This window comes from Pseudomonas sp. S2_A10 (genome assembly GCF_054668465.1).
The window spans coordinates 750689-771320 of record NZ_CP162773.1 but is presented as its reverse complement, the minus strand read 5'-3'; the positions used below and the strand labels follow the sequence as shown (position 1 = coordinate 771320).

The following is a 20632-nucleotide window of genomic DNA, read 5'->3' as shown; positions in this document are numbered from 1 at the left end:
TGGAGAGCCGCATGGTTCCCGTAATCGCCCTGGTGGGCCGACCGAACGTCGGCAAGTCCACCTTGTTCAACCGCCTGACCAGGACTCGTGACGCCATCGTCGGCGACCTGTCCGGTCTGACCCGTGATCGCCAGTACGGTGAGGCCAAGTGGCAAGGGCGTTCCTACATTCTGATCGACACCGGCGGTATCTCCGGTGACGAACATGGTATGGACGAAAAAATGGCCGAGCAGTCGCTGCTGGCCATCGAAGAAGCCGATGTGGTGCTGTTTCTGGTAGATGCCAAGGCCGGTTTTACCGCTGCCGACCAGATGATCGCCGAGCATTTGCGCAAACGTAACAAGCGTTCCCACGTGGTGGCCAACAAGGTCGACAACATCGACCCGGAAATGGCCCGCGCCGAATTCGCCCCGCTGGGCATGGGCCACGCGATCCCGATCGCCGGCGCCCACGGCCGTGGTATCACGCAACTGCTGGAAGCCGCCCTGAGCGAATTCCCGCGCGATGATGACGAGCCGGCTGAAGGTGAAGAGGAAGAAGTCGTTGCCGAAGGCGAGGAAGCCAAGCGCATTCCTGGTCCGAGCGAAAAAGACGGGATCAAGATCGCCATCATCGGTCGTCCGAACGTCGGCAAGTCGACCCTGGTCAACCGCATGCTTGGTGAAGACCGGGTCATCGTGTACGACCAGCCGGGCACCACCCGCGACAGCATCTACATTCCGTTCGAGCGCAATGAAGAGAAGTACACGCTGATCGACACCGCCGGTGTGCGCAAGCGCGGCAAGATCCACGAAGAAGTCGAAAAGTTCTCCGTGGTCAAAACCCTGCAGGCGATCAAAGACGCCAACGTGGTGATCTTCGTGATGGACGCCCGCGAGGGTGTGGTCGATCACGACCTGAACCTGCTGGGCTTCGCGATCGAATCCGGTCGTGCGCTGGTCATCGCGATCAACAAGTGGGATGGCATGACGCCGAGCGAGCGCGACTTCGTGAAAGTCGAGCTGCAACGTCGGCTGTTCTTCGTCGACTACGCCGACATTCACTTCATCTCGGCGTTGCACGGCACGGGCGTGGGCAACCTCTACGCTTCGGTGCAGAACTCGTTCAAGTCCGCTGTTACCCGCTGGCCGACCAACCGTCTGACCCAGATTCTCGAAGATGCGGTGGGCGAGCACGCGCCGCCGATGGTCAACAACCGTCGGATCAAGCTGCGTTACGCTCACCTCGGTGGTGCGAACCCGCCGATCATCGTGATCCACGGTAACCAGATCGAGAAAGTGCCGAAGTCGTACGTGCGCTATCTGGAGAACACTTACCGTCGTGTACTCAAGCTGGTCGGTACGCCGATCCGCATCGAGTTCAAGGGCGGCGAGAACCCGTACGAAGGCAACAAGAACACGCTGACCGACCGCCAGGTCAACAAGAAGCGTCGCTTGATGTCGCACAACAAGAAAGCCAGCAAGAAGCGCCGCGACAAGAAGTGATCCGAGGCCCTGCACAATTTTGTGTGGGGCTTTTGTGGCGAGGGGATTTATCCCCGATGGGCTGCGCAGCAGCCCCAAAACCTGTGTCCGCGGTGTATCAGTCAAACCGCATTCAACGGGTTTGCGACTGCTTCGCAGCCGGAACGGGGATAAATCCCCTCGCCACAGGATTGGGTTTGTTCAATGAGAGAAGGGCGCCGTTTGGCGCCCTTTTTTTATGGGCGCCGGATGGGCTATCCTCGGGCTCTCCCGCGCCGTCGTCAGAGCCGGGTGTTGAGCAGAGAACCCCCGATGATCACCAGCAAGCTGCCGAATGTCGGCATCACTATTTTCACGCAGATGTCTCAGCTCGCGGCGCAGACCGGCGCGATCAACCTGTCCCAGGGTTTCCCGGATTTCGACGGCCCGCAGTCGTTGCGTGATGCGGTCGGGCGGCATATCGCCAGTGGCCATAACCAGTATTCGCCGATGACCGGTTTGCCGGCGTTGCGTCAGCAGATCGCGGCCAAGATCGCGCGCAGCTACGGCGTGACTGTCGATGCCGATCATGAAGTGACGGTAACGCCCGGTGCGACTCAGGCAATCTTCTGCGCGATTCAGGCAGTGATTCACAGCGGCGATGAAGTCATCGTCTTCGATCCGTGCTACGACAGCTACGCACCGGCAACGGAGCTGGCGGGTGGCCGTTGCGTGCATGTGCAACTGAACCCGGACGATTTCACCATCGATTTCGACCAGCTCGCCGCGGCCCTGAGCCCGCGCACGAAAATGATCGTCATCAACACCCCGCACAACCCCAGCGGCGCATTGATCAGCCGCGCCGAGCTCGATCAACTGGCGGCGTTGATCCGTGATCGCGACATCTATCTGATCAGCGACGAAGTCTACGAACACCTGGTCTTCGACGGCGTGCCGCATGTCAGCGTGCTGGCCCATGAAGAGCTGTATCAGCGCGCCTTCGTGGTCAGCTCGTTCGGCAAGACGTACCACGTCACCGGCTGGAAAACCGGCTATGTCGTCGCCCCGCCAGCCCTGACAGCCGAACTGCGCAAGGTGCATCAGTACGTGAGCTTCTGTGGCGTCACACCGCTGCAATACGCGCTGGCCGATTACATGGCCGAGCACCCGGAGCACGTTGAAGAGCTGCCGGGTTTCTATCAGGCCAAGCGCGATCTGTTCTGCGATCTGCTCGCGCCGTCGCGCTTCAGTTTTACCCGAGTCACCGGCACCTATTTCCAATTGGTCGATTATTCGCAGATCCGCCCGGATCTCAATGATGTCGACATGGCCATGTGGATGACTCGCGAGCACGGTGTCGCGAGCATTCCGGTGTCGGTGTTCTACCAGAATCCACCGCAAGGCCAGCGCCTGATACGCCTGTGCTTTGCCAAACGCGAGGAGACGCTGCGTGAAGCGGCGGCGAAACTATGCGTGATCTGAGTGCATTGCCAGACCTGACTCTGGCGTTGATCCAGACCAGCCTGGCCTGGCACGACCGCCAGGCCAACCTCGAGCATTTCGAGCTGCTGCTGGAGCAGGCCCGGGGCGCCGATCTGATCATCCTGCCGGAGATGTTCACCACCGGATTCTCGATGGAATCGGAAACCCTCGCCGAAGCCGAAAACGGCCCGACCAGCAAATGGCTGCGGGCGCAGGCGGCCAAGTTCGATGCGGTCATCACTGGCAGCGTGATCATCCAGGCGGCTGACGGCAGCCATCGCAACCGCCTGCTGTGGGCGCGGCCGGACGGCGAAGTGCTGCATTACGACAAGCGTCACCTGTTTCGTATGGCCGGCGAGCACAACCATTACACGCCGGGCGAGCGTCAGGTGCAGTTCGAGCTCAAGGGCTGGCGGATTCGTCCGCTGATCTGCTACGACCTGCGTTTCCCGGTGTGGAGCCGCGACGCGCAGGACACCGATCTGCTGCTGTACACCGCCAACTGGCCGGGCGCACGGCGTCTGCACTGGAACCGCCTGCTGCCGGCACGAGCGATTGAAAATCTCTGCTACGTGGCAGCGGTAAATCGGGTGGGCAGCGATGGCAAAGGCTTCGCGTATACCGGCGACAGTCAGGTGCTGGATTTCCAGGGCGAGACGTTGCTGGCGGCGGGGGAGGCGGATGGCGTGTTCAAGGTGATTGTGGAAGCGGCGCCGTTGGCGGCGTATCGCGAGCGCTTTCCGGCGAATCTTGATGCCGACACTTTCGAGTTCACCTGATACTCCCAGCGCCTGTCAGGACGCCTTCGCGAGCAGGCTCGCTCCCACAGGGAAATGCATTCCAAATGTGGGAGCGAGCCTGCTCGCGAAGGGGCCATAAAAGTCAGCCAGAAACCTGAAGGCAAAAAAAGGCCCCGGAGCTCACACTCCGGGGCCTTTCGCATTTCAGTGGTCGGATTACGCCGCTTTCGCCTCTGGCTGGCTCAGCGAGCGGTTCAGCGCGCTGAACAGTGCCTTGAAACTCGCCGTGGTGATGTTTTCATCGATACCCACGCCGTGCACCGCACGTTCACCGTTCACCCGCAATTCGATATAGGCCGCCGCTTTGGCATTGGTGCCTGCGCCGATCGCGTGTTCGTTGTAGTCCATGATTTCCACCGGAATCGGCAGGCCGGCGACCAGCGCTTCCAGCGCGCCGTTGCCCTTGCCGCGCCAGTGCAGGTTGGTTTCGCCCTGACCTTTGCTGGCCACTTCCACTTCGACGGCGCTGTTGCCGTTTTCTTCCTGCAGACGATGGCTGACGAGCGCATACGGAGTGTTGGCCTGCAGGTATTCGCTGATCAACAGCGAGTGAATCTGCTTGGCCGTCATCTCCAGGCCCAAACGGTCGGTCTCACGCTGCACGACCTGGCTGAACTCGATCTGCATGCGCCGTGGCAGGCTGATGCCGTATTCCTGCTCCAGCAAGTAAGCGATGCCGCCCTTGCCCGACTGGCTGTTGACGCGGATCACCGCCTCGTAGCTGCGACCGATGTCGGCCGGGTCGATCGGCAGGTACGGCACTTCCCACAGGGTGTCCGGTTTCTGCTGGGCGAAGCCCTTGCGGATTGCGTCCTGGTGCGAGCCGGAGAACGCGGTGTGAACCAGGTCGCCAACGTACGGATGACGCGGGTGCACCTGGATCTGGTTGCACTCTTCGACGACCTTGCGCACGCCGTCGATGTCGGAGAAGTCCAGCTCAGGGTCGACGCCCTGGGTGTACATGTTCAGCGCGACGGTGACGAGGTCGACGTTGCCGGTGCGCTCGCCGTTGCCGAACAGGCAGCCTTCGACGCGGTCGGCGCCGGCCATCAGGCCCAGCTCGGTGGCGGCGACGCCGGTGCCACGGTCGTTGTGGGTGTGCAGGCTGATGATCACGCTGTCACGACGATTGATGTTGCGGCCGAACCATTCGATCTGGTCGGCGTAGACGTTCGGCGTCGCGCATTCAACCGTGGCCGGCAGGTTGAGGATCATCTTGTGCTCAGGCGTCGGGTTCCACACCTCGATCACGGCGTCGCAGACTTCCTTGGCGAATTCCAGCTCGGTAGCGCTGAAGGTTTCCGGCGAGTATTCGAAGGTCCACTCGGTTTCCGGCTGCATGGCTGCGTATTTGACGAACAGCTTGGCAGCGTTGACGGCGATGGCCTTGATACCGTCCTTGTCCTGGTTGAAGACGATGCGACGGAAAGAAGGCGAGGTGGCGTTGTACAGGTGAACGATGGCTTTCTTCGCCCCGCGCAGGGATTCGAAGGTGCGCTCGATCAGGTCTTCACGGCCCTGGGTCAGTACCTGAATGGTGGTGTCGTCCGGGATGTGGCCTTCTTCGATCAGCGTGCGCACGAAGTCGAAGTCGGTTTGCGACGCGGCCGGGAACGACGCTTCGATCTCCTTCACGCCGACCTGCACCAAGGTTTTCCAGAAGCGCAGCTTCTTCGCCGCGTCCATTGGCTCGATCAGCGACTGGTTGCCGTCACGCAGGTCGGAGCTGCACCAGATCGGCGCGGCGTCGATGGTCTTCGACGGCCAGGTACGATCCGGCAGGTTGATGACGGGAAACGCGCGGTATTTCGAAGACGGGTCTTTGAGCATGCTCATCGGGAAATTCCTTGTTGTCTGGGCCGAAAAGAGGCGGCCTGCCGGTTGAACGAATGTTCTTGGAAAAGCGTGGGACGAGGCGCAGCGATTCAGCCTGGCAGTCGTGCGCTGACGAGGCACAGGCTGCGGTGCTGGCGAAGCTGAATGAGGGTGTGAGAGGTTTTCATGGCTTCAACCCTAACCGCGAGGGGAAAGGATGGCAAGCAGTCGAAAAAAATTGAGAGGAATACCCGAAAAGCGGGATTTTGCAGGAATTTATTGCGCCTAAGGCCGTGGAAGTTATTGATGTTTGCGTAAGGCTAGATTGGGGCGCAATTGAGTTTTTTGAGAATCATTGAGTATGGCGGTGTTTTATAGGCCGCCTTCGCCAGCAGGCTCGCTCCCACAGGGGATCTTTGTTGTGAATAAGATCCAGTGTGGGAGCGAGCCTGCTCGCGAAGAGGCCGGTCGCCTCAACCCATATTCAAGGTTGGAAAGCCCCAATGAAAATCGCCGGATCCACCCGCGCGTCATTCAGGCTGACGTTCCAGTGCATATGCGGCCCGGTCGCGCGGCCGGTCGCGCCGACCTTGCCCACCACCGCGCCACGGGCCAGTTGCTGGCCGTTTTTCACGTCGATCTTCGACATGTGGCAGAACATGCTGATAAAGCCTTGGCCGTGGTCAACAAACACCGTGTTGCCGTTGAAGAAGTAATTGCCGATCAGAATCACCTTGCCCGCCGCCGGGGTCTTGATTGGCGTGCCCGCCGGCACTGCGAAATCGAGGCCGGCGTGAGGATTGCGCTCTTCGCCGTTGAAGAAACGACGCACACCGAACTTGCTCGACAGCGGCCCGTTGACCGGTTTGTCCAGCAGCAGATTGCTCGGCGTGTTCGGGCTGAAACTGCGATAAGCCGCGATCTGTTCCGCCAGTTCGCCTTCAATGCGCTTGAGGTTGTCGGCGTTCGGATTGACCTGCTGTTTGTTCTTCAGGGTGATGTGCTGTTCCGGGTATTTCTTGCTGCCCACGGTAAACGGCAGGTTACGCCCGCCACTGCTGATCTGCTGCGCGCCAGGCTTGACCGTCAGCGGCACGCCGACGATCGCCAGCCAGTTGTTCTGCTCTTTGACCACCAGCACCGGTTTGCCTTGATAGGTGGCTTTCGGCGCCTGCGCGGCGGTGCCCAGATCCACCACGGCGACGCCGCCCGGCACCGGTTTGTTCAGCAGCCGAGTGATGTAACTGTCGGCGTGGGCGTTGAAGGTCAGGCAGAGCAACAGCAGCGGAGCGAGAAAACGCGGCATGGATCAGTCCAGTAAAGAGAGGGTGACGGGCGTCAGGTGATTGTCCTCGACGCGCACTTGCAGTTCGCCTTCGCCGAGTTTGGCTTTCAGGCGCTGGCCGGTGTGGGTCTGCGCAGCGTTGCGGATCGCGTGGCCACGCTCGTCGAGCAGGATGCTGTAACCGCGACCGAGGGTCGCCAATGGACTGACCACATGCAGGGTCTGCATCTGACTGTGCAATAGCTGACGACGCTGTTTCAGACCATCGCGCATGGCTCGGGGCAAACGTTCGGCGAGGCTGTCGAGGCGCTGACGAAGCATCGCCAATTGGCGTCCCGGATGTTGCCCGGCGAGACGGGTTTCCAGACGGATCAGGCGTTCTCGACGCGTATTGAGGCTGCGCTCGAAAGCGCGGCGCATGCGCATGTCCAGATCATCGAGACGCTGAGCCTGCTGACGCAGACGTTCGCCGGGATGCCGCAGCCGTCGGGCCATGCCTTCCAGACGCAGGCGATCACGCATCAAGCGGTCACGCATGCGCATCACCAGACGCCGGTGCAGGCTTTCGACCTGACGGATCAGATGGCTGGAATCCGGAGCGAGCAGTTCGGCGGCGGCCGAGGGCGTCGGTGCGCGGACGTCGGCGACAAAATCGCTGATCGAAACATCGGTTTCATGGCCGACGGCGCTGACGATCGGCGTGACACAGGCATCGACCGCGCGCGCCACCGCTTCCTCGTTGAAGCACCAGAGGTCTTCCAGCGAGCCGCCGCCACGGGCGAGGATCAGCGCGTCGAAGCCACGGGCATCGGCCATTTTCAGCGCGCGGACAATCTGCGCGGTGGCCTCGCGGCCCTGCACAGCGGTTGGAATCAGGGTCAGTTGGACTTGCGGCGCACGGCGGCTGAATACGCTGATGATGTCGCGAATCACCGCGCCGGTCGGCGAGCTGATGATGCCGATGCGCTGTGGATGGGCTGGCAGCGGCACTTTGCGTTCGGCACTGAACAGGCCTTCGGCGCTGAGCTTTTCCTTCAGCGCATCGAAGGCCAGACGCAGCGCGCCGTCACCGGCCGGCTCCACGGTGTCGAGGATCAGCTGATAGTCGCCACGGCCTTCGAACAGCGAAACCTTGCCGCGCACCTTGACCGCCAGACCATCCTTCAACGCCTGACGCACCCGCGCGGCGTTCTGCCGGAACAGCGCGCAACGCACCTGCGCGCCGCTGTCCTTGAGGGTGAAATAGACGTGGCCGGACGCCGGGCGCGCGAGGTTGGAGATTTCGCCTTCGACCCAGATGTTGCTGAACACGTCTTCAAGCAACACCCGCGCACGGCCGTTGAGCTGGCTGACGGTCAGGACTTCACGGTCCAGGCCAAGTCTTGCAAAGGGATCTTTAATCATGGGGCGCAGTTTAAAGGCATTTGCCCGCCAATCACCATGACGCCGCACAAAACCCTGTGGGAGCGAGCCTGCTCGCGAAAGCATTGTGTCAGCGGACAACAACGGGAATGACACTCCGCCTTCGCGAGCAGGCTCGCTCCCACATGGGATCAATTTGATATCTGGTCGTGCTGCCCGCTACTGGCTACAGTCAGCGCGGTCTTATAAAGGATGCGGACGATGAGCATGATGGAGCTGTTGGGGGCGTGGTCGTGGGGCGCTGGCGGTTGGGCGGTCATGGGGTTGGCCATTGCCCTGGCCTACATCGTCTTCGGCATCGCCGGTTTCGGCACGGCGCTGGTCGCGGGGCCGATGCTGATCCTGTTCATGCCACTGTCGAAAATCGTGCCGCTGCTGGTGCTGCTGGATTTCGTCGCGGCATTCGGCAATCTGCTGCCCTCGCGGCGCGACGTCGCCAAGCCGGAATTGCTCAGGCTGCTGCCGTGCATGGCGATCGGCTGCACGTTGGGGGTGATCTTCCTGCTGAATCTGAAATCCGATCTGTTGCTGTTGTTGATGGGGCTGTTTATCAGTGCCTATGCGGTTTACAGCCTGTGGGTCAAAGCGCGGCCCGCGCAGTTGTCAGCGGCGTGGGCGGTGCCGATGGGCACGGTGGGTGGGTTGTTCGGCGCGTTGTTTGGCAGTGGCGGCTTTCTTTACGCGATCTATCTGAACAGCCGCCTGCCCAAGGAAGCGGCGCGGGCCACGCAAAGTGCGTTGATCAGTTGCAGCACCGTGGTGCGCTTGAGTCTGTTTGTTATCGCTGGTGTGTATGCCGAGCTACCCTTGTTGATGCTGGCGCTGTGTCTGTTGCCGGCCATGGCGCTGGGCTTGTGGATCGGCCGGCGGCTGACCATGAGGTTGTCCCGTGAGGCGTTTGTGCGGCTGGTGACTTGGCTGGTGCTGGCCAGCGGGATCGCGTTGATGGTGCGCTATTTCAGCACTTGACCGGATTTCTTCAGGGATTAAGCTGCCGGCCGCAGTTCCTTGTGGGAGCGAGCCTGCTCGCGAATGCGGTGGGTCAGCAACAAAAATGCAGCCTGACACTGCGCTTTCGCGAGCAGGCTCGCTCCCACATTGGAAATCTTAAATACTGGCAGCAGGCTCCACCATGAACTCGCAAAGCATCATCGTCCCGAAAATCTCCACCCTGCCGGTGCACGAGCCCCGGGCGCGGGCGATCGTGCGCTGGCTGGTGCGCAAGAACATCATCGAAGAACAATTGACCACCTGCGGCCGCACCGGCAACCGTATGGCCCACGCCATCGCTGATGGTGCTCGCGCCGTGGTGCTGCACCCGCAAGCGCTGCCGTTCGGCGAGCCGGTCAATGGCCTGGAGATCGTCACCAAGCGCTGCATCTACACCCCGGCCAAAGGCTTTCTCGAGGAGGCTGGTTGCGCCGAGTGCCGCCGCGAAGTGGGCGAGGCGCTGTTCGAGAGTCTTGAAGACTGGTTTCCAGGCCGCACCGACAATTTCACCTGCCCCGAATGCGGGCATGAGGACGACATCAACGGCTTCCTGTTTCTGCAGGAATGCGCGTTTTCCAACCTCGGCTTCATTTTCAACAATTGGCTGGAGGCGGGGTTCAAGCAGAGCTTTATCGACGAGTTCGCCGATTGGCTCGATCAACCTGTCTCTTGGGTCAAGGTGGAGCTGTAGGGCCGGGCTTTTCCATCTATCAATTAGGCTGAGTTTTACATTGAACAGCAGGGGGTGTCTGACTATAATGGCGCGCTTCCATTTTCCCGCTCGGGAGCCCCCGCGATGCTGCGTATCAGCCAAGAAGCTCTGACATTCGACGACATTCTCCTAGTGCCCGGTTATTCCGAGGTACTTCCCAACGAAGTCAGTCTCAAGACCCGTCTTACCCGTGGCATCGAACTGAATATTCCTCTGGTTTCTGCCGCCATGGACACCGTTACTGAAGCCCGTCTGGCAATCGCCATGGCTCAGGAAGGTGGCATCGGCATTATCCACAAGAACATGACCATCGAGCAGCAAGCTGCCGAAGTGCGCAAGGTCAAGAAGTTCGAAGCCGGTGTGGTCAAGGATCCCATCACCATCGAGGCCGATGCCACGGTGCGTGATCTGTTCGAACTGACCCGTCTGCACAATATCTCCGGCGTTCCGGTCCTGCACGATGGCGACCTGGTCGGCATCGTCACCTCCCGCGACGTACGTTTCGAAAACCGTCTGGAAGCCACTGTCCGCGAAGTGATGACGCCTAAAGAGCGTCTGGTCACGGTCAAGGAAGGCGCCGACAAGAACGACGTACGCGAACTGCTGCACAAGCACCGCATCGAGCGCGTGCTGATCGTCGACGACAAATTCGCCCTCAAAGGCATGATGACCGTCAACGACATCGAAAAAGCCAAGGCCTACCCGCTGGCCAGCAAGGACGATCAAGGTCGTCTGCGCGTTGGCGCTGCGGTCGGCACCGGTAAAGACACCGGTGATCGCGTGACTGCACTGGTCAATGCCGGCGTGGACGTGGTGGTGGTCGACACCGCACACGGTCACTCCAAAGGCGTGATCGACCGCGTACGCTGGGTCAAAGAGAACTTCCCTGAAGTGCAGGTGATCGGCGGCAACATCGCCACCGGCGCTGCCGCCAAGGCCCTGGCCGAAGCGGGCGCCGACGCAGTCAAGGTCGGTATCGGCCCTGGCTCGATCTGCACCACCCGTATCGTCGCTGGTGTCGGCGTACCGCAAATCAGTGCCATCGCCAACGTCGCCGCTGCCCTTGAAGGCACTGGCGTACCGTTGATCGCCGACGGCGGTATCCGTTTCTCCGGTGACCTGTCCAAGGCCATCGTGGCCGGTGCGTCCTGCGTGATGATGGGCTCGATGTTCGCCGGTACCGAAGAGGCCCCGGGCGAGATCGAACTGTTCCAGGGCCGTTCGTACAAGGCTTATCGCGGCATGGGTTCGCTGGGCGCCATGTCCCAGGCTCAAGGTTCGTCCGACCGTTACTTCCAGGACTCCTCGGCAGGCGCCGAGAAACTGGTTCCGGAAGGCATCGAAGGCCGTGTGCCGTACAAAGGCACCCTGAGCGCGATCATTCACCAGTTGATGGGCGGTCTGCGTTCCTCGATGGGTTACACCGGCAGCGCCAACATCGAAGAAATGCGTACCAAGCCCGAGTTCGTGCGGATCACCGGTGCCGGCATGGCCGAGTCCCACGTTCACGACGTGCAGATCACCAAGGAAGCGCCGAACTACCGCGTAGGTTGAGGCTTCCAGCAAAACGTTAAATCACCGGGGCTGTTCATTCAGCCCCGAGTTGTTTCTGATTCACTACATGAGAATGAGTCATGGCCCTCGACATTCACGCTCACCGCATCCTGATCCTCGACTTCGGTTCGCAATACACCCAGCTGATTGCCCGCCGCGTGCGCGAGATCGGCGTGTACTGCGAACTGCACCCGTTCGACATGGACGAAGATGCGATCCGCGAATTCGCTCCTAAAGGCGTCATCCTCGCCGGCGGCCCCGAGTCCGTGCACGAAGCCAACAGCCCGCGCTGCCCGCAGGCGGTGTTCGACCTCGGCGTTCCGGTGTTCGGCATCTGCTACGGCATGCAGACCATGGCCGAGCAACTGGGCGGCAAGGTTGAAGGTTCCGAACTGCGTGAGTTCGGTTACGCCCGCGTTGACGTGGTCGGCAAGAGCCGCCTGCTCGACGGCATCGAAGACCACATCGATGCCGACGGCCTGTTCGGCCTCGACGTGTGGATGAGCCACGGTGACAAAGTCACGAAGATGCCGGAAGACTTCCACATCCTCGCCAGCACCCCGAGCTGCCCGATCGCCGGTATGTTCAACGACGACCGCGCTTACTATGGCGTGCAGTTCCACCCGGAAGTGACCCACACCAAGCAGGGCGGGCGCATCCTGTCGCGCTTCGTGCTCGACATCTGCGGCTGTGAAGCCCTGTGGACGCCGTCGAAGATCGCTGAAGACGCCATCGCCAACATCCGCGCCCAGGTCGGCACCGACAACGTGCTGCTGGGTCTGTCCGGCGGCGTTGACTCCTCGGTGGTTGCCGCGCTGTTGCACAAGGCCATCGGCGATCAGCTGACCTGCGTCTTCGTCGACAACGGCTTGCTGCGTCTGCACGAAGGCGAGCAAGTGATGGCCATGTTCGCCGAGAACATGGGCGTCAAGGTGATCCGCGCCAACGCTGAGGAGCAGTTCCTCAACAACCTGGCCGGCGAAGCCGACCCGGAAAAGAAGCGCAAGATCATCGGCCGTACCTTCATCGACGTGTTCGATGCCGAATCCTGCAAGCTGGACAACATCAAGTACCTGGCTCAGGGCACCATCTACCCGGACGTGATCGAGTCGGCTGGCGCGAAAAGCGGCAAGGCCCACGTGATCAAGTCGCACCACAACGTGGGCGGCCTGCCGGAAGAGATGAACCTGAAACTGGTCGAGCCACTGCGCGAACTGTTCAAGGACGAAGTCCGTCGTCTGGGCCTGGAACTGGGCCTGCCGTACGACATGGTCTACCGTCACCCGTTCCCAGGCCCGGGCCTGGGCGTGCGCATCCTTGGTGAAGTGAAGAAGGAATACGCCGACCTGCTGCGTCGCGCCGACCACATCTTCATCGAAGAACTGCGCAAGGCCGATTGGTACCACAAGGTCAGCCAGGCGTTCGTGGTCTTCCAGCCAGTGAAATCGGTCGGCGTGGTCGGTGACGGCCGTCGTTACGCCTGGGTCGTGGCCCTGCGTGCCGTGGAAACCATCGACTTCATGACCGCGCGTTGGGCACACCTGCCTTACGAACTGCTGGAAACTGTCAGCGGCCGCATCATCAATGAAATCGAAGGCATTTCGCGCGTCACTTACGACGTGTCGAGCAAGCCGCCGGCGACGATTGAGTGGGAATGATCCTGCTGCGGTTCGAATAACGAAAAACCCTTGGCGTGAAGCCAAGGGTTTTTTCGTTTCAGAGCCCTGATAACTGATCAGGCGGGTAAACGACTTTGCAGGGTCATGCCGAGCTCGATCAGGCGCTCGGCTACTGCGGCGATGTCGCGGAAGACCATGCCGGTGATGCGGCGCATCGACTGGTCCCAGATATAAAACCGGCCATCTGCGGTGCAATGCACCCTTGTTTGCACGATGTTGCTGGCGCTGTTGCGCCGCACGAGTGTGTATGTGCTTGGTTCTGTTTTCCGTATCACGAACATGCCATTGCGAGGCAGAAGCTTTTCCAGCGTTGCATCATTCCATGGCGGCACGGGGGCCTTGACCTGCAATCGCAGGTCAGCGAACAGAGGGTCGAAGGCGCTGTTTGTCGTCGCCCCGTTGTAAAACGGGCCGCGAGCGACTTCCACTCCCGGGTCGATCCTGAGGTCGGCCACCTCGTCGGGCCAGACTTCTTCGATGCGCAAACCGATGCCGCCCCGGAGTTCGCTTATGCCTGCCAGATCTCTGAAGGTATTGGTATTCGTGGCATCGACCAGAGCCACCCACTTGCCGGGTCTGTTGAGCAGCTTGTCACGCTCCATGATCTGCGTTGCCAGGCGGGTCTTGATCATCTGCTCTTCGATCGACGTGAGCGGGACTTTCAGCGTGCAGGTTTCTGCTGCATCCAGTCCATGAACCCGGACGCCATTGGCTTGGGCAGCCCGGATCAATTCGAGCATGTTGAACCGGTTCTCAGGGTCAGTGCCCAGGCTGGACAAATAGGTACTGAGGTCTTCTGACATGTCACCCGACAGGTAGAAATGGTTGAGGTCATCCTGGGCGAAATCACTCAGCAACCCACGCACGTAGAGCGTTTTGATATGCCGCGCGAACGTTGGCATGTTCTCGATCATGAAGCGCGTGCTGGCGATGCGATCGAGGGTTTCACCGACGGCCAGTCCATCGGTACTGGCAAAGATGAGATCAATCAACTCATTGATCTCCATCTGCGGACTGACGGGCGGAATGACCGGGCGCTGGGGCAGGTTGATCCATTTCAACTCCCGGTAGAATGCTTCGGCGTCGTTCAGCAGAGCCGTGCGTTGTTCGCCGAAATGGGCCACGTAGCGGTCGGTCGCCAGCAGATAGCGGCGCCCGGCGCTTGTGGTCTCGGCGGAGGCGTTGGGCAAGTTCATTGCCCATCTTCTCATCCCGGGTATTTCCGTCTCTGAGATACCCTTGAGCTTCGTAACCGGGCGTAGCGGACACGGAACGCCTGGAAGCGGTTCGACGCGTGGCAGGTCGACCGACGGTGTTGCCTCGGTTGAGCTCACATCAGTCTCCGGCAAACATGCCTTGCCCACGCATTGACCGCCTCCGCGCAGCCGCAGCGCTGGCATGCGCTCCCACTTGCCGGCGCTTCCCAGGCGGACCGGCAACGAGTAAGCGAACTGATTGGGACGCTCGGGATTGATGATTGCCCAGTTGCCACTGTCCTGCGAGTCGGCGAAGTAGCGCACGTAATAGGCGGCGCCATCCATTTCGATGGCATGACCGGGTTCTTTGTCGAGGCGGTAGATGCCTTCGTATTTCCCCGGCGTCGCCTCTACAGCGTGTTGCGCAAGTAACTCGTTGCATCGATAGCTGGCCGGTACTTGCGCAAAAGTCGAACCTTGCCGCGGAGCAGGCGTAATCAATGGCTCAGTGACGTCGACGAATGTCGATTCGCCGGGGATTTCGTTTGCCAATTCGCTGGCAGTTTCGTTGGACGACCTGACGGGCGGGGGATCCAGAGGCGGCAATAACCGTGAGTCAGCCGAAGTAAGTTCGATCAGCCCGCGCATCTCTTCAGCCTCGGCATACTCGACCTGTGGCCCAACTTCCAACTGCGCGCCAGTGCCAATCAGGAACGGAACATTGAATACGGTTTCGATCGCGCTGAGCACCGCACCGATAACCCCGGCTCTACGCTCGGTCGCCGTAATGCCGTTGATCGCCTGATCGATGTTCAGCCCCGTGTTGACGACGCCCGCCCCAATCAACGGCAAAGCTGCAGGCCAGCCCACGGCCGCCATCGGGCCGAACACTTTCAGCCCGGCGCTCAGATAGCCGGTCCAGAGTTTCTTGCGCAGGTCACTGTTGGACGTGAGCACCAGATGCGCCTCGGCAACCATGCCCGTGCGGGTCGACTCGCTTAACCACGTGAAGGCGTCACCGCTGATCGCAACGTTGCTGCGGTTGATCATCCGATGATCGCTGTGGCCCCAGGTGCTCACCAAACGGTTCATCAGATCAGTGAGGTTCTCGGTGATGTGATTGCTGTCAGCCAGCGAGAAGTGCTTGAGAAACAAAGAGCGTTTCTGCTCTGAATTCATCTGCTCAAGCAGCCACCAGTGCAGATCCGCGGCAGTGTCCATCAGCCGAAAGGCCTGGGCCTGTCCCGGCAGGTAAAGGGTCTGTCGGCCACTGTCTTCGACCAGACGCAGCACGTTGGTGGCGACGTGACCGTCCAGATCCAGCGTGCGCACCTGCGCGCCGACCGGGTACGTCGATCGGAGCATTTGCAGGGTTACCGGCCAGGTAACGGGGCCGATCAACGAGGTGACGATGCGTTGAAAGTCATTGCCGTCAACGTCCCCCTGTTGCAGCGCCTGCACCGCCTGACTGAGAAAATTGCACTTGGCCATGGCGCGGAAATCGTCCGCCGAGGTTTGCCAGAATTTGGTCAATTGACCGCTGTAACGCGTGCTGAAATCAACGGCCCAGAATGACTTCAGCACATCGCTGCCAAGCAGTCGCACTTCGTTGCTCTGATTGAAATTCTCCGCGCCCGGGCCATCCGAGTAGAAGCCGCAGTAAAGGCCCAGCAAATCTGCGTTGTCTTGGTCGGTGGCGCGAAATCGATGGACGACCAGTTGCGTGAGGGTGAGCGTTTCATAAGGCTTTTCGAGCAAGTGCTCCCAACCGGTAAAGGTCAGCGTGCTGCTTTGCGCCGTTTTGAAACGATGGAAATAAACCTGGTCGGGATCAAGGCCAGATAGGCCCTTGGCGGTCAGCAGTTCGATCGCGACTAGCCGGGCCTCATCCAGCAAGCTTGGGCAGTTCTGCACAATGGTAGTGGCGATGGCTTTGAGGGCGGTTTTGTCCGCTGCGTTTGGCAGCAGACGACGTTCGGCAGTGGTCATTCGGGTGTTCATCCTTGAGACACAAAGGCAGAAGATGGCCCATGCGCTCAAGGGGAGGGTGTTACTCGGCTATTGCGTGTTGCGTATCGAAAGATATGCCTCAGCGCCGCGCCACATCGGAAAAATAGAACTTGTCCAGCGTATGCCGCGATTCGGTGTACTCGAACTGGCGGCCGTCCTGCAGGAAGGTCTGGTTGCTGACCACGATGACATGGCTCTGGCCGTCGAGGTCCAGATGGTGGTGGTCGTCCTTGCTGCACGGCACGGCTTCGATGGTGCGCTGGGCGTAGGCGATCTGCAGTTGCAGGGTCTGTTCGATGTGGGCGTAGATCGAATGTTCGGCGATGTCTGCAGACAGGTCGGGAATCACCTCGCTGACGAAGTGGTTGATGTCGAGGATAACGCGTTTGCCGTCGATGCGCCGCACCCGTTTGATCCGGGTGATCGGGCTGCCGGGCTCGGCATTGATATGTTCAAGCAATGCACCTTCAAGCGGCACCTGACACATCTCGACCACTTCGGTGCTGACGTCGTTGCCCAGTCGCGGGTGGGTCTCCTGAAAACTGACGATGCCGCCGAGCTGGAATTCGATCGGGTTGGTCGACAGCACGAACGCGCCTTTGCCGTGAATCTTCTGAGCGAAACCGCGTTCCTGCAGCTGGTCGATGGCCTTGCGTACCGTGCCACGGCTGGCCTGATAGGTGTCCATCAGTTCGGTTTCGGAAGGCAGCCGGGCGCCGCGCTCCAGGCGCTGGGTGGTGATGCTGGCAAGCAAATCGCTGTAGATCTGGTTGTATTTGCTCATGGCTGGACTCTGTGCCGACGGTGCTCAAAACCCCGAACCTTAAGGGCAGGGTAGGGGTTTGTCCATGCGGACGAAGGAAAACATCTTAGGTCAGAGTAGGAAGAATCCGCGTTTTTCTGACGTTCATCCACGGATGCAAACTCGTACAGACGAGTTGTTGCATTAACTCGTACAGACGAGTATTTTTCCTCTCGGCGTGCTGCCAATAACAACAATCCACGACGGAAGAACAAGCATGAGCCATGACTATCCGAACATCGCCCGGGAGCTGCTGGAAAGCCTCGGTGGCAGCGACAACATCGAGCAGGCGGCGCATTGCGTCACACGTTTGCGCCTGGCGCTGAAGAACCCCGCGCTGGTGAATGTGGCCGCGCTCAATGGCGTCGATCTGGTCAAGGGTTCGTTCTTCACCGGCGGCTTGTATCAAGTGGTCATCGGCCCGGGTGATGTTGAAAAGGTTTATGCCGAACTGCGCCAGCAGACGGGCCTGGCGGCATCGACCATCGCCGACGTTAAACAGAAAAGCGCCGAGAAGATAAACGCCATGCAGCGGCTGGTGCGGGTGTTTTCCGATGTGTTCATGCCGATCCTGCCGGCGCTGATCATTGCCGGCCTGTTGATGGGCATCAACAACCTGCTCGGTGCCAAGGGCATGTTCATCGAGGGCCAGACCCTGCTGGATGCCTATCCCAACCTCGACGGGTTGTGGAGTCTGATCAACCTGATGGCCAACACCTCGTTCGTGTTCCTGCCGGCGCTGGTGGGCTGGTCGGCGGCCAAGCGTTTCGGCGGCAGCGAAATCCTCGGCATTGTCCTCGGTCTGATGCTGGTACACCCGGACCTGCTCAATGCCTGGAATTACGGCAAGGCCGTGGCCGGGCTGGATGGGCAGCAACTGCCGTACTTCGACATCCTCGGCCTGTTCCAGGTGGAAAAGGTCGGCTACCAGGGGCAGATCTTGCCGATCCTGCTGGCGGCGTACGTGATGAGCGTCATCGAAAAATGGCTGCGCGCGCGAGTGCCCAACGCCATGCAGTTGCTGGTGGTGCCTATCACCACCATCGTTGTCACTGGCGTGCTGGCGCTGGCAATCATCGGCCCGGTGACCCGGCATATCGGCATCTACATCACCGAAGGGCTGGTGATGCTGTTCGATCTGGCGCCGCTGGTGGGCGGTCTGATTTTCGGCCTGTTGTATGCGCCGCTGGTAATCACCGGCATGCACCACATGTTCCTCGCCGTGGATCTGCAATTGATCTCCAGCCAGGGCGGCACCTTCATCTGGCCGATGATTGTCATGTCCAATCTGGCGCAGGGCAGTGCGGCCCTGGCGGTGTTCTGGATGACGCGCAATGCGCGGGACAAGAGCATGGCTTCTACCTCGGCGATTTCTGCGTATTTCGGCATCACCGAGCCGGCGATGTTCGGCGTCAACCTGCGCTACAAATTCCCGTTTTACGCCGCGCTGGCCGGTTCGGCGCTGGGCTGCATGTTCCTCTCGCTGAACAAGATCCAGGCCTCGGCCATTGGCGTTGGTGGCCTGCCCGGTTTCATCTCGATCATTCCGCAGTTCATCCCGATGTTCGTCATCGGGATGCTGATCGCCATGCTCGTGCCGTTTGCCCTGACCTGCGTGCTGAGCATGAAGATCGTCCGCCCGGGTTACCGGGTTGCCTGAAATTGAACTGTAGGAGCTGCCGGAGGCTGCGATCTTTTGATCTTGCCTTTCAAAATCGAAAGATCGCAGCCTCCGGCAGCTCCTACAGAGATCGTAAAATTCAAGAGGGAAATCCGCCATGCAAGACTGGCAACGTTCGGTGATCTACCAGATCTACCCGAAGAGCTTTCACAGCCATGCCGGCAACGCCACCGGCGATCTGCTCGGCATCGTCGCCAAGCTCGATTACCTGCAATGGCTGGGGGTCGATTACCTGTGGATCACGCCGTTCCTGCGCTCGCCGCAGCGCGATAACGGCTACGACATCAGCGACTACTACGCGGTCGATCCGAGCTACGGCAGCATGGCCGACTGTGAACTGCTGATCGCCGAAGCGGGCAAACGCGGAATCAAGTTGATGCTCGACATCGTGGTCAACCACACCTCGATCGAGCATGTGTGGTTCCAGCAGGCGCGCAGCAGCCTCGACAACCCTTACCGCGACTTCTATATCTGGCGCGACCAGCCGAACAACTGGGAATCCAAGTTCGGCGGTTCGGCCTGGGAGTACGAAGCGCAGACCGGCCAGTATTATCTGCACCTGTTCGACCACACCCAGGCGGATCTCAATTGGGACAACCCCAAGGTCCGCGACGAAGTGTTCAAGATGATGCGCTTCTGGCGCGACAAGGGTGTGGGTGGTTTTCGTCTGGACGTGATCAACCTGATCTCGAAACCGGCGGACTTCCCCGAGGACGACAGCGATGGTCGGCGCTTCTACACCGACGGGCCGAACGTGCACACCTACTTGCAGCAGATGCACCGCGAAGTCTTCGAAGGGCATGAGCTGATCAATGTCGGCGAGATGTCCTCGACACGTCTGGAACACTGCATTCGTTACTCCAATCCACAGTCGAAAGAGCTGTCGATGACCTTCAACTTTCATCACCTGAAGGTCGATTACCCGAATCTGCAGAAATGGGTGCGCGCCGATTTCGATTTCCTCCAGCTCAAGCAGATTCTCTCCGACTGGCAGACCGGCATGCAGGCGGGTGGCGGCTGGAATGCGCTGTTCTGGTGTAACCACGATCAGCCACGCGTGGTCTCGCGGTTCGGCAATGACGGCGAATACCGCGAGCTGTCGGCGAAGATGCTTGGTACCGCGCTGCACTTTCTGCAGGGCACGCCTTTCGTCTATCAGGGCGAAGAACTGGGCATGACCAATCCGGGGTTCGAGAGCATCGAGCAATACCGTGACGTCGAGACCCTGAATATCTTTCGCCTCAAGCGTGAAGCCGGGGCAAGCGACCTCGACAACATGGCGGCGATCATGCAGAAGTCCCGCGATAACGGGCGCACACCGATGCACTGGCACGCCGGGCACAACGCCGGCTTCACTCGCAGCGAACCATGGATCGGTGTGCCGGCCAATGCTGCACAGATCAATGTCGCGCATCAACTGCACGACCCGGAATCGGTGCTGCATCACTATCGGCGCCTGATCGCTTTGCGCCGCACTGAAGCGTTGATCTCCGATGGCATCTATCGCCAACTACTGCCGGAGCATCCACAGGTCTGGGCGTACCTGCGCGAGGGGACGGGAGAGCGCTTGTTAGTGGTGAACAATTTCTATGGCACCGCATGTGAGGTCGAGCTACCGGCGCTGATCGACGAAGCCCAGGAGCAGCGCCTGCTGATCAGCAACTACCCGGACTGCCCGCAACGCACGAGTTTGCTGCAGTTGCGACCTTACGAATCCTTCGTGCTGCACCTGACCGACCCCTGATTTTTTAACTGAATAACA

At 60.3% G+C, this 20632-nt stretch carries 14 protein-coding genes; 9 read left to right on the top strand and 5 right to left on the bottom strand.

The genetic code is table 11. From position 1 onward, the window contains the following. Positions 1–11: 11 nt before the first annotated feature. The 3 genes from der to AB4N41_RS03410 all read left to right on the top strand — a co-directional run bounded on the left by der (position 12) and on the right by AB4N41_RS03410 (position 3703). Complete coding sequence (gene der, locus AB4N41_RS03420) at positions 12–1484, top strand: ribosome biogenesis GTPase Der (RefSeq protein ID WP_024014210.1); 1473 nt, start codon at positions 12–14, stop codon at positions 1482–1484. A gap of 291 nt (positions 1485–1775) precedes the next feature. Then, positions 1776–2924 (top strand): pyridoxal phosphate-dependent aminotransferase, encoded by a 1149-nt coding sequence (locus tag AB4N41_RS03415; RefSeq protein ID WP_252876852.1) that lies wholly within the window; start codon positions 1776–1778, stop codon positions 2922–2924. Further along, positions 2912–3703: an amidohydrolase gene (locus AB4N41_RS03410; protein WP_122507799.1), complete on the top strand. Its 792-nt coding sequence runs from the start codon at positions 2912–2914 to the stop codon at positions 3701–3703. The genes AB4N41_RS03415 and AB4N41_RS03410 overlap by 13 nt, the downstream gene beginning before the upstream one ends. A 177-nt stretch (positions 3704–3880) precedes the next feature. On the opposite strand, the gene leuA is transcribed toward AB4N41_RS03410, so the two are convergent. From leuA to xseA, 3 genes are all read right to left on the bottom strand, one after another. Then, positions 3881–5560: a 2-isopropylmalate synthase gene (gene leuA, locus AB4N41_RS03405; protein ID WP_016773339.1), complete on the bottom strand. Its 1680-nt coding sequence runs from the start codon at positions 5558–5560 to the stop codon at positions 3881–3883. A gap of 463 nt (positions 5561–6023) precedes the next feature. Further along, a complete protein-coding gene (locus tag AB4N41_RS03400; protein WP_083353522.1) occupies positions 6024–6845 on the bottom strand; it encodes a peptidoglycan DD-metalloendopeptidase family protein in 822 nt (273 codons plus the stop codon). Between the two features lie 3 nt (positions 6846–6848). Further along, positions 6849–8228 (bottom strand): exodeoxyribonuclease VII large subunit, encoded by a 1380-nt coding sequence (gene xseA, locus AB4N41_RS03395; RefSeq protein ID WP_252876851.1) that lies wholly within the window; start codon positions 8226–8228, stop codon positions 6849–6851. A gap of 219 nt (positions 8229–8447) precedes the next feature. Here xseA and AB4N41_RS03390 point away from each other — a divergent pair, with 219 nt between their 5' ends. The 4 genes from AB4N41_RS03390 to guaA all read left to right on the top strand — a co-directional run bounded on the left by AB4N41_RS03390 (position 8448) and on the right by guaA (position 13160). Next, positions 8448–9215 (top strand): sulfite exporter TauE/SafE family protein, encoded by a 768-nt coding sequence (locus AB4N41_RS03390; RefSeq protein ID WP_252876850.1) that lies wholly within the window; start codon positions 8448–8450, stop codon positions 9213–9215. A gap of 163 nt (positions 9216–9378) precedes the next feature. Continuing rightward, a complete protein-coding gene (locus AB4N41_RS03385; RefSeq protein ID WP_041479923.1) occupies positions 9379–9927 on the top strand; it encodes a sugar ABC transporter ATPase in 549 nt (182 codons plus the stop codon). Positions 9928–10032: 105 nt separating this feature from the next. Beyond that, a complete protein-coding gene (gene guaB, locus AB4N41_RS03380) occupies positions 10033–11502 on the top strand; it encodes an IMP dehydrogenase (RefSeq protein ID WP_016773343.1) in 1470 nt (489 codons plus the stop codon). Between the two features lie 80 nt (positions 11503–11582). Beyond that, positions 11583–13160: a glutamine-hydrolyzing GMP synthase gene (gene guaA / locus AB4N41_RS03375; protein WP_016773344.1), complete on the top strand. Its 1578-nt coding sequence runs from the start codon at positions 11583–11585 to the stop codon at positions 13158–13160. 77 nt (positions 13161–13237) lie between these two features. On the opposite strand, the gene AB4N41_RS03370 is transcribed toward guaA, so the two are convergent. Then, the gene (locus AB4N41_RS03370) at positions 13238–16366 is read right to left on the bottom strand and encodes a membrane-targeted effector domain-containing toxin (protein ID WP_460138344.1); all 3129 of its coding nucleotides are present in this window, start codon (positions 16364–16366) and stop codon (positions 13238–13240) included. A gap of 100 nt (positions 16367–16466) precedes the next feature. Further along, positions 16467–17171 (bottom strand): trehalose operon repressor, encoded by a 705-nt coding sequence (treR, locus tag AB4N41_RS03365; protein ID WP_056790138.1) that lies wholly within the window; start codon positions 17169–17171, stop codon positions 16467–16469. A 235-nt stretch (positions 17172–17406) separates the two neighbouring features. Here treR and treP point away from each other — a divergent pair, with 235 nt between their 5' ends. Together treP and treC are read left to right on the top strand one after the other, a co-directional pair. Continuing rightward, on the top strand, positions 17407–18849 hold the full coding sequence (treP, locus tag AB4N41_RS03360; protein ID WP_460138343.1) for a PTS system trehalose-specific EIIBC component: 1443 nt from the start codon (positions 17407–17409) through the stop codon (positions 18847–18849). A gap of 118 nt (positions 18850–18967) precedes the next feature. Then, positions 18968–20614, top strand: coding sequence for an alpha,alpha-phosphotrehalase (treC, locus tag AB4N41_RS03355; RefSeq protein ID WP_056790136.1), 1647 nt, complete (start codon positions 18968–18970; stop codon positions 20612–20614). Positions 20615–20632 lie beyond the last annotated feature (18 nt).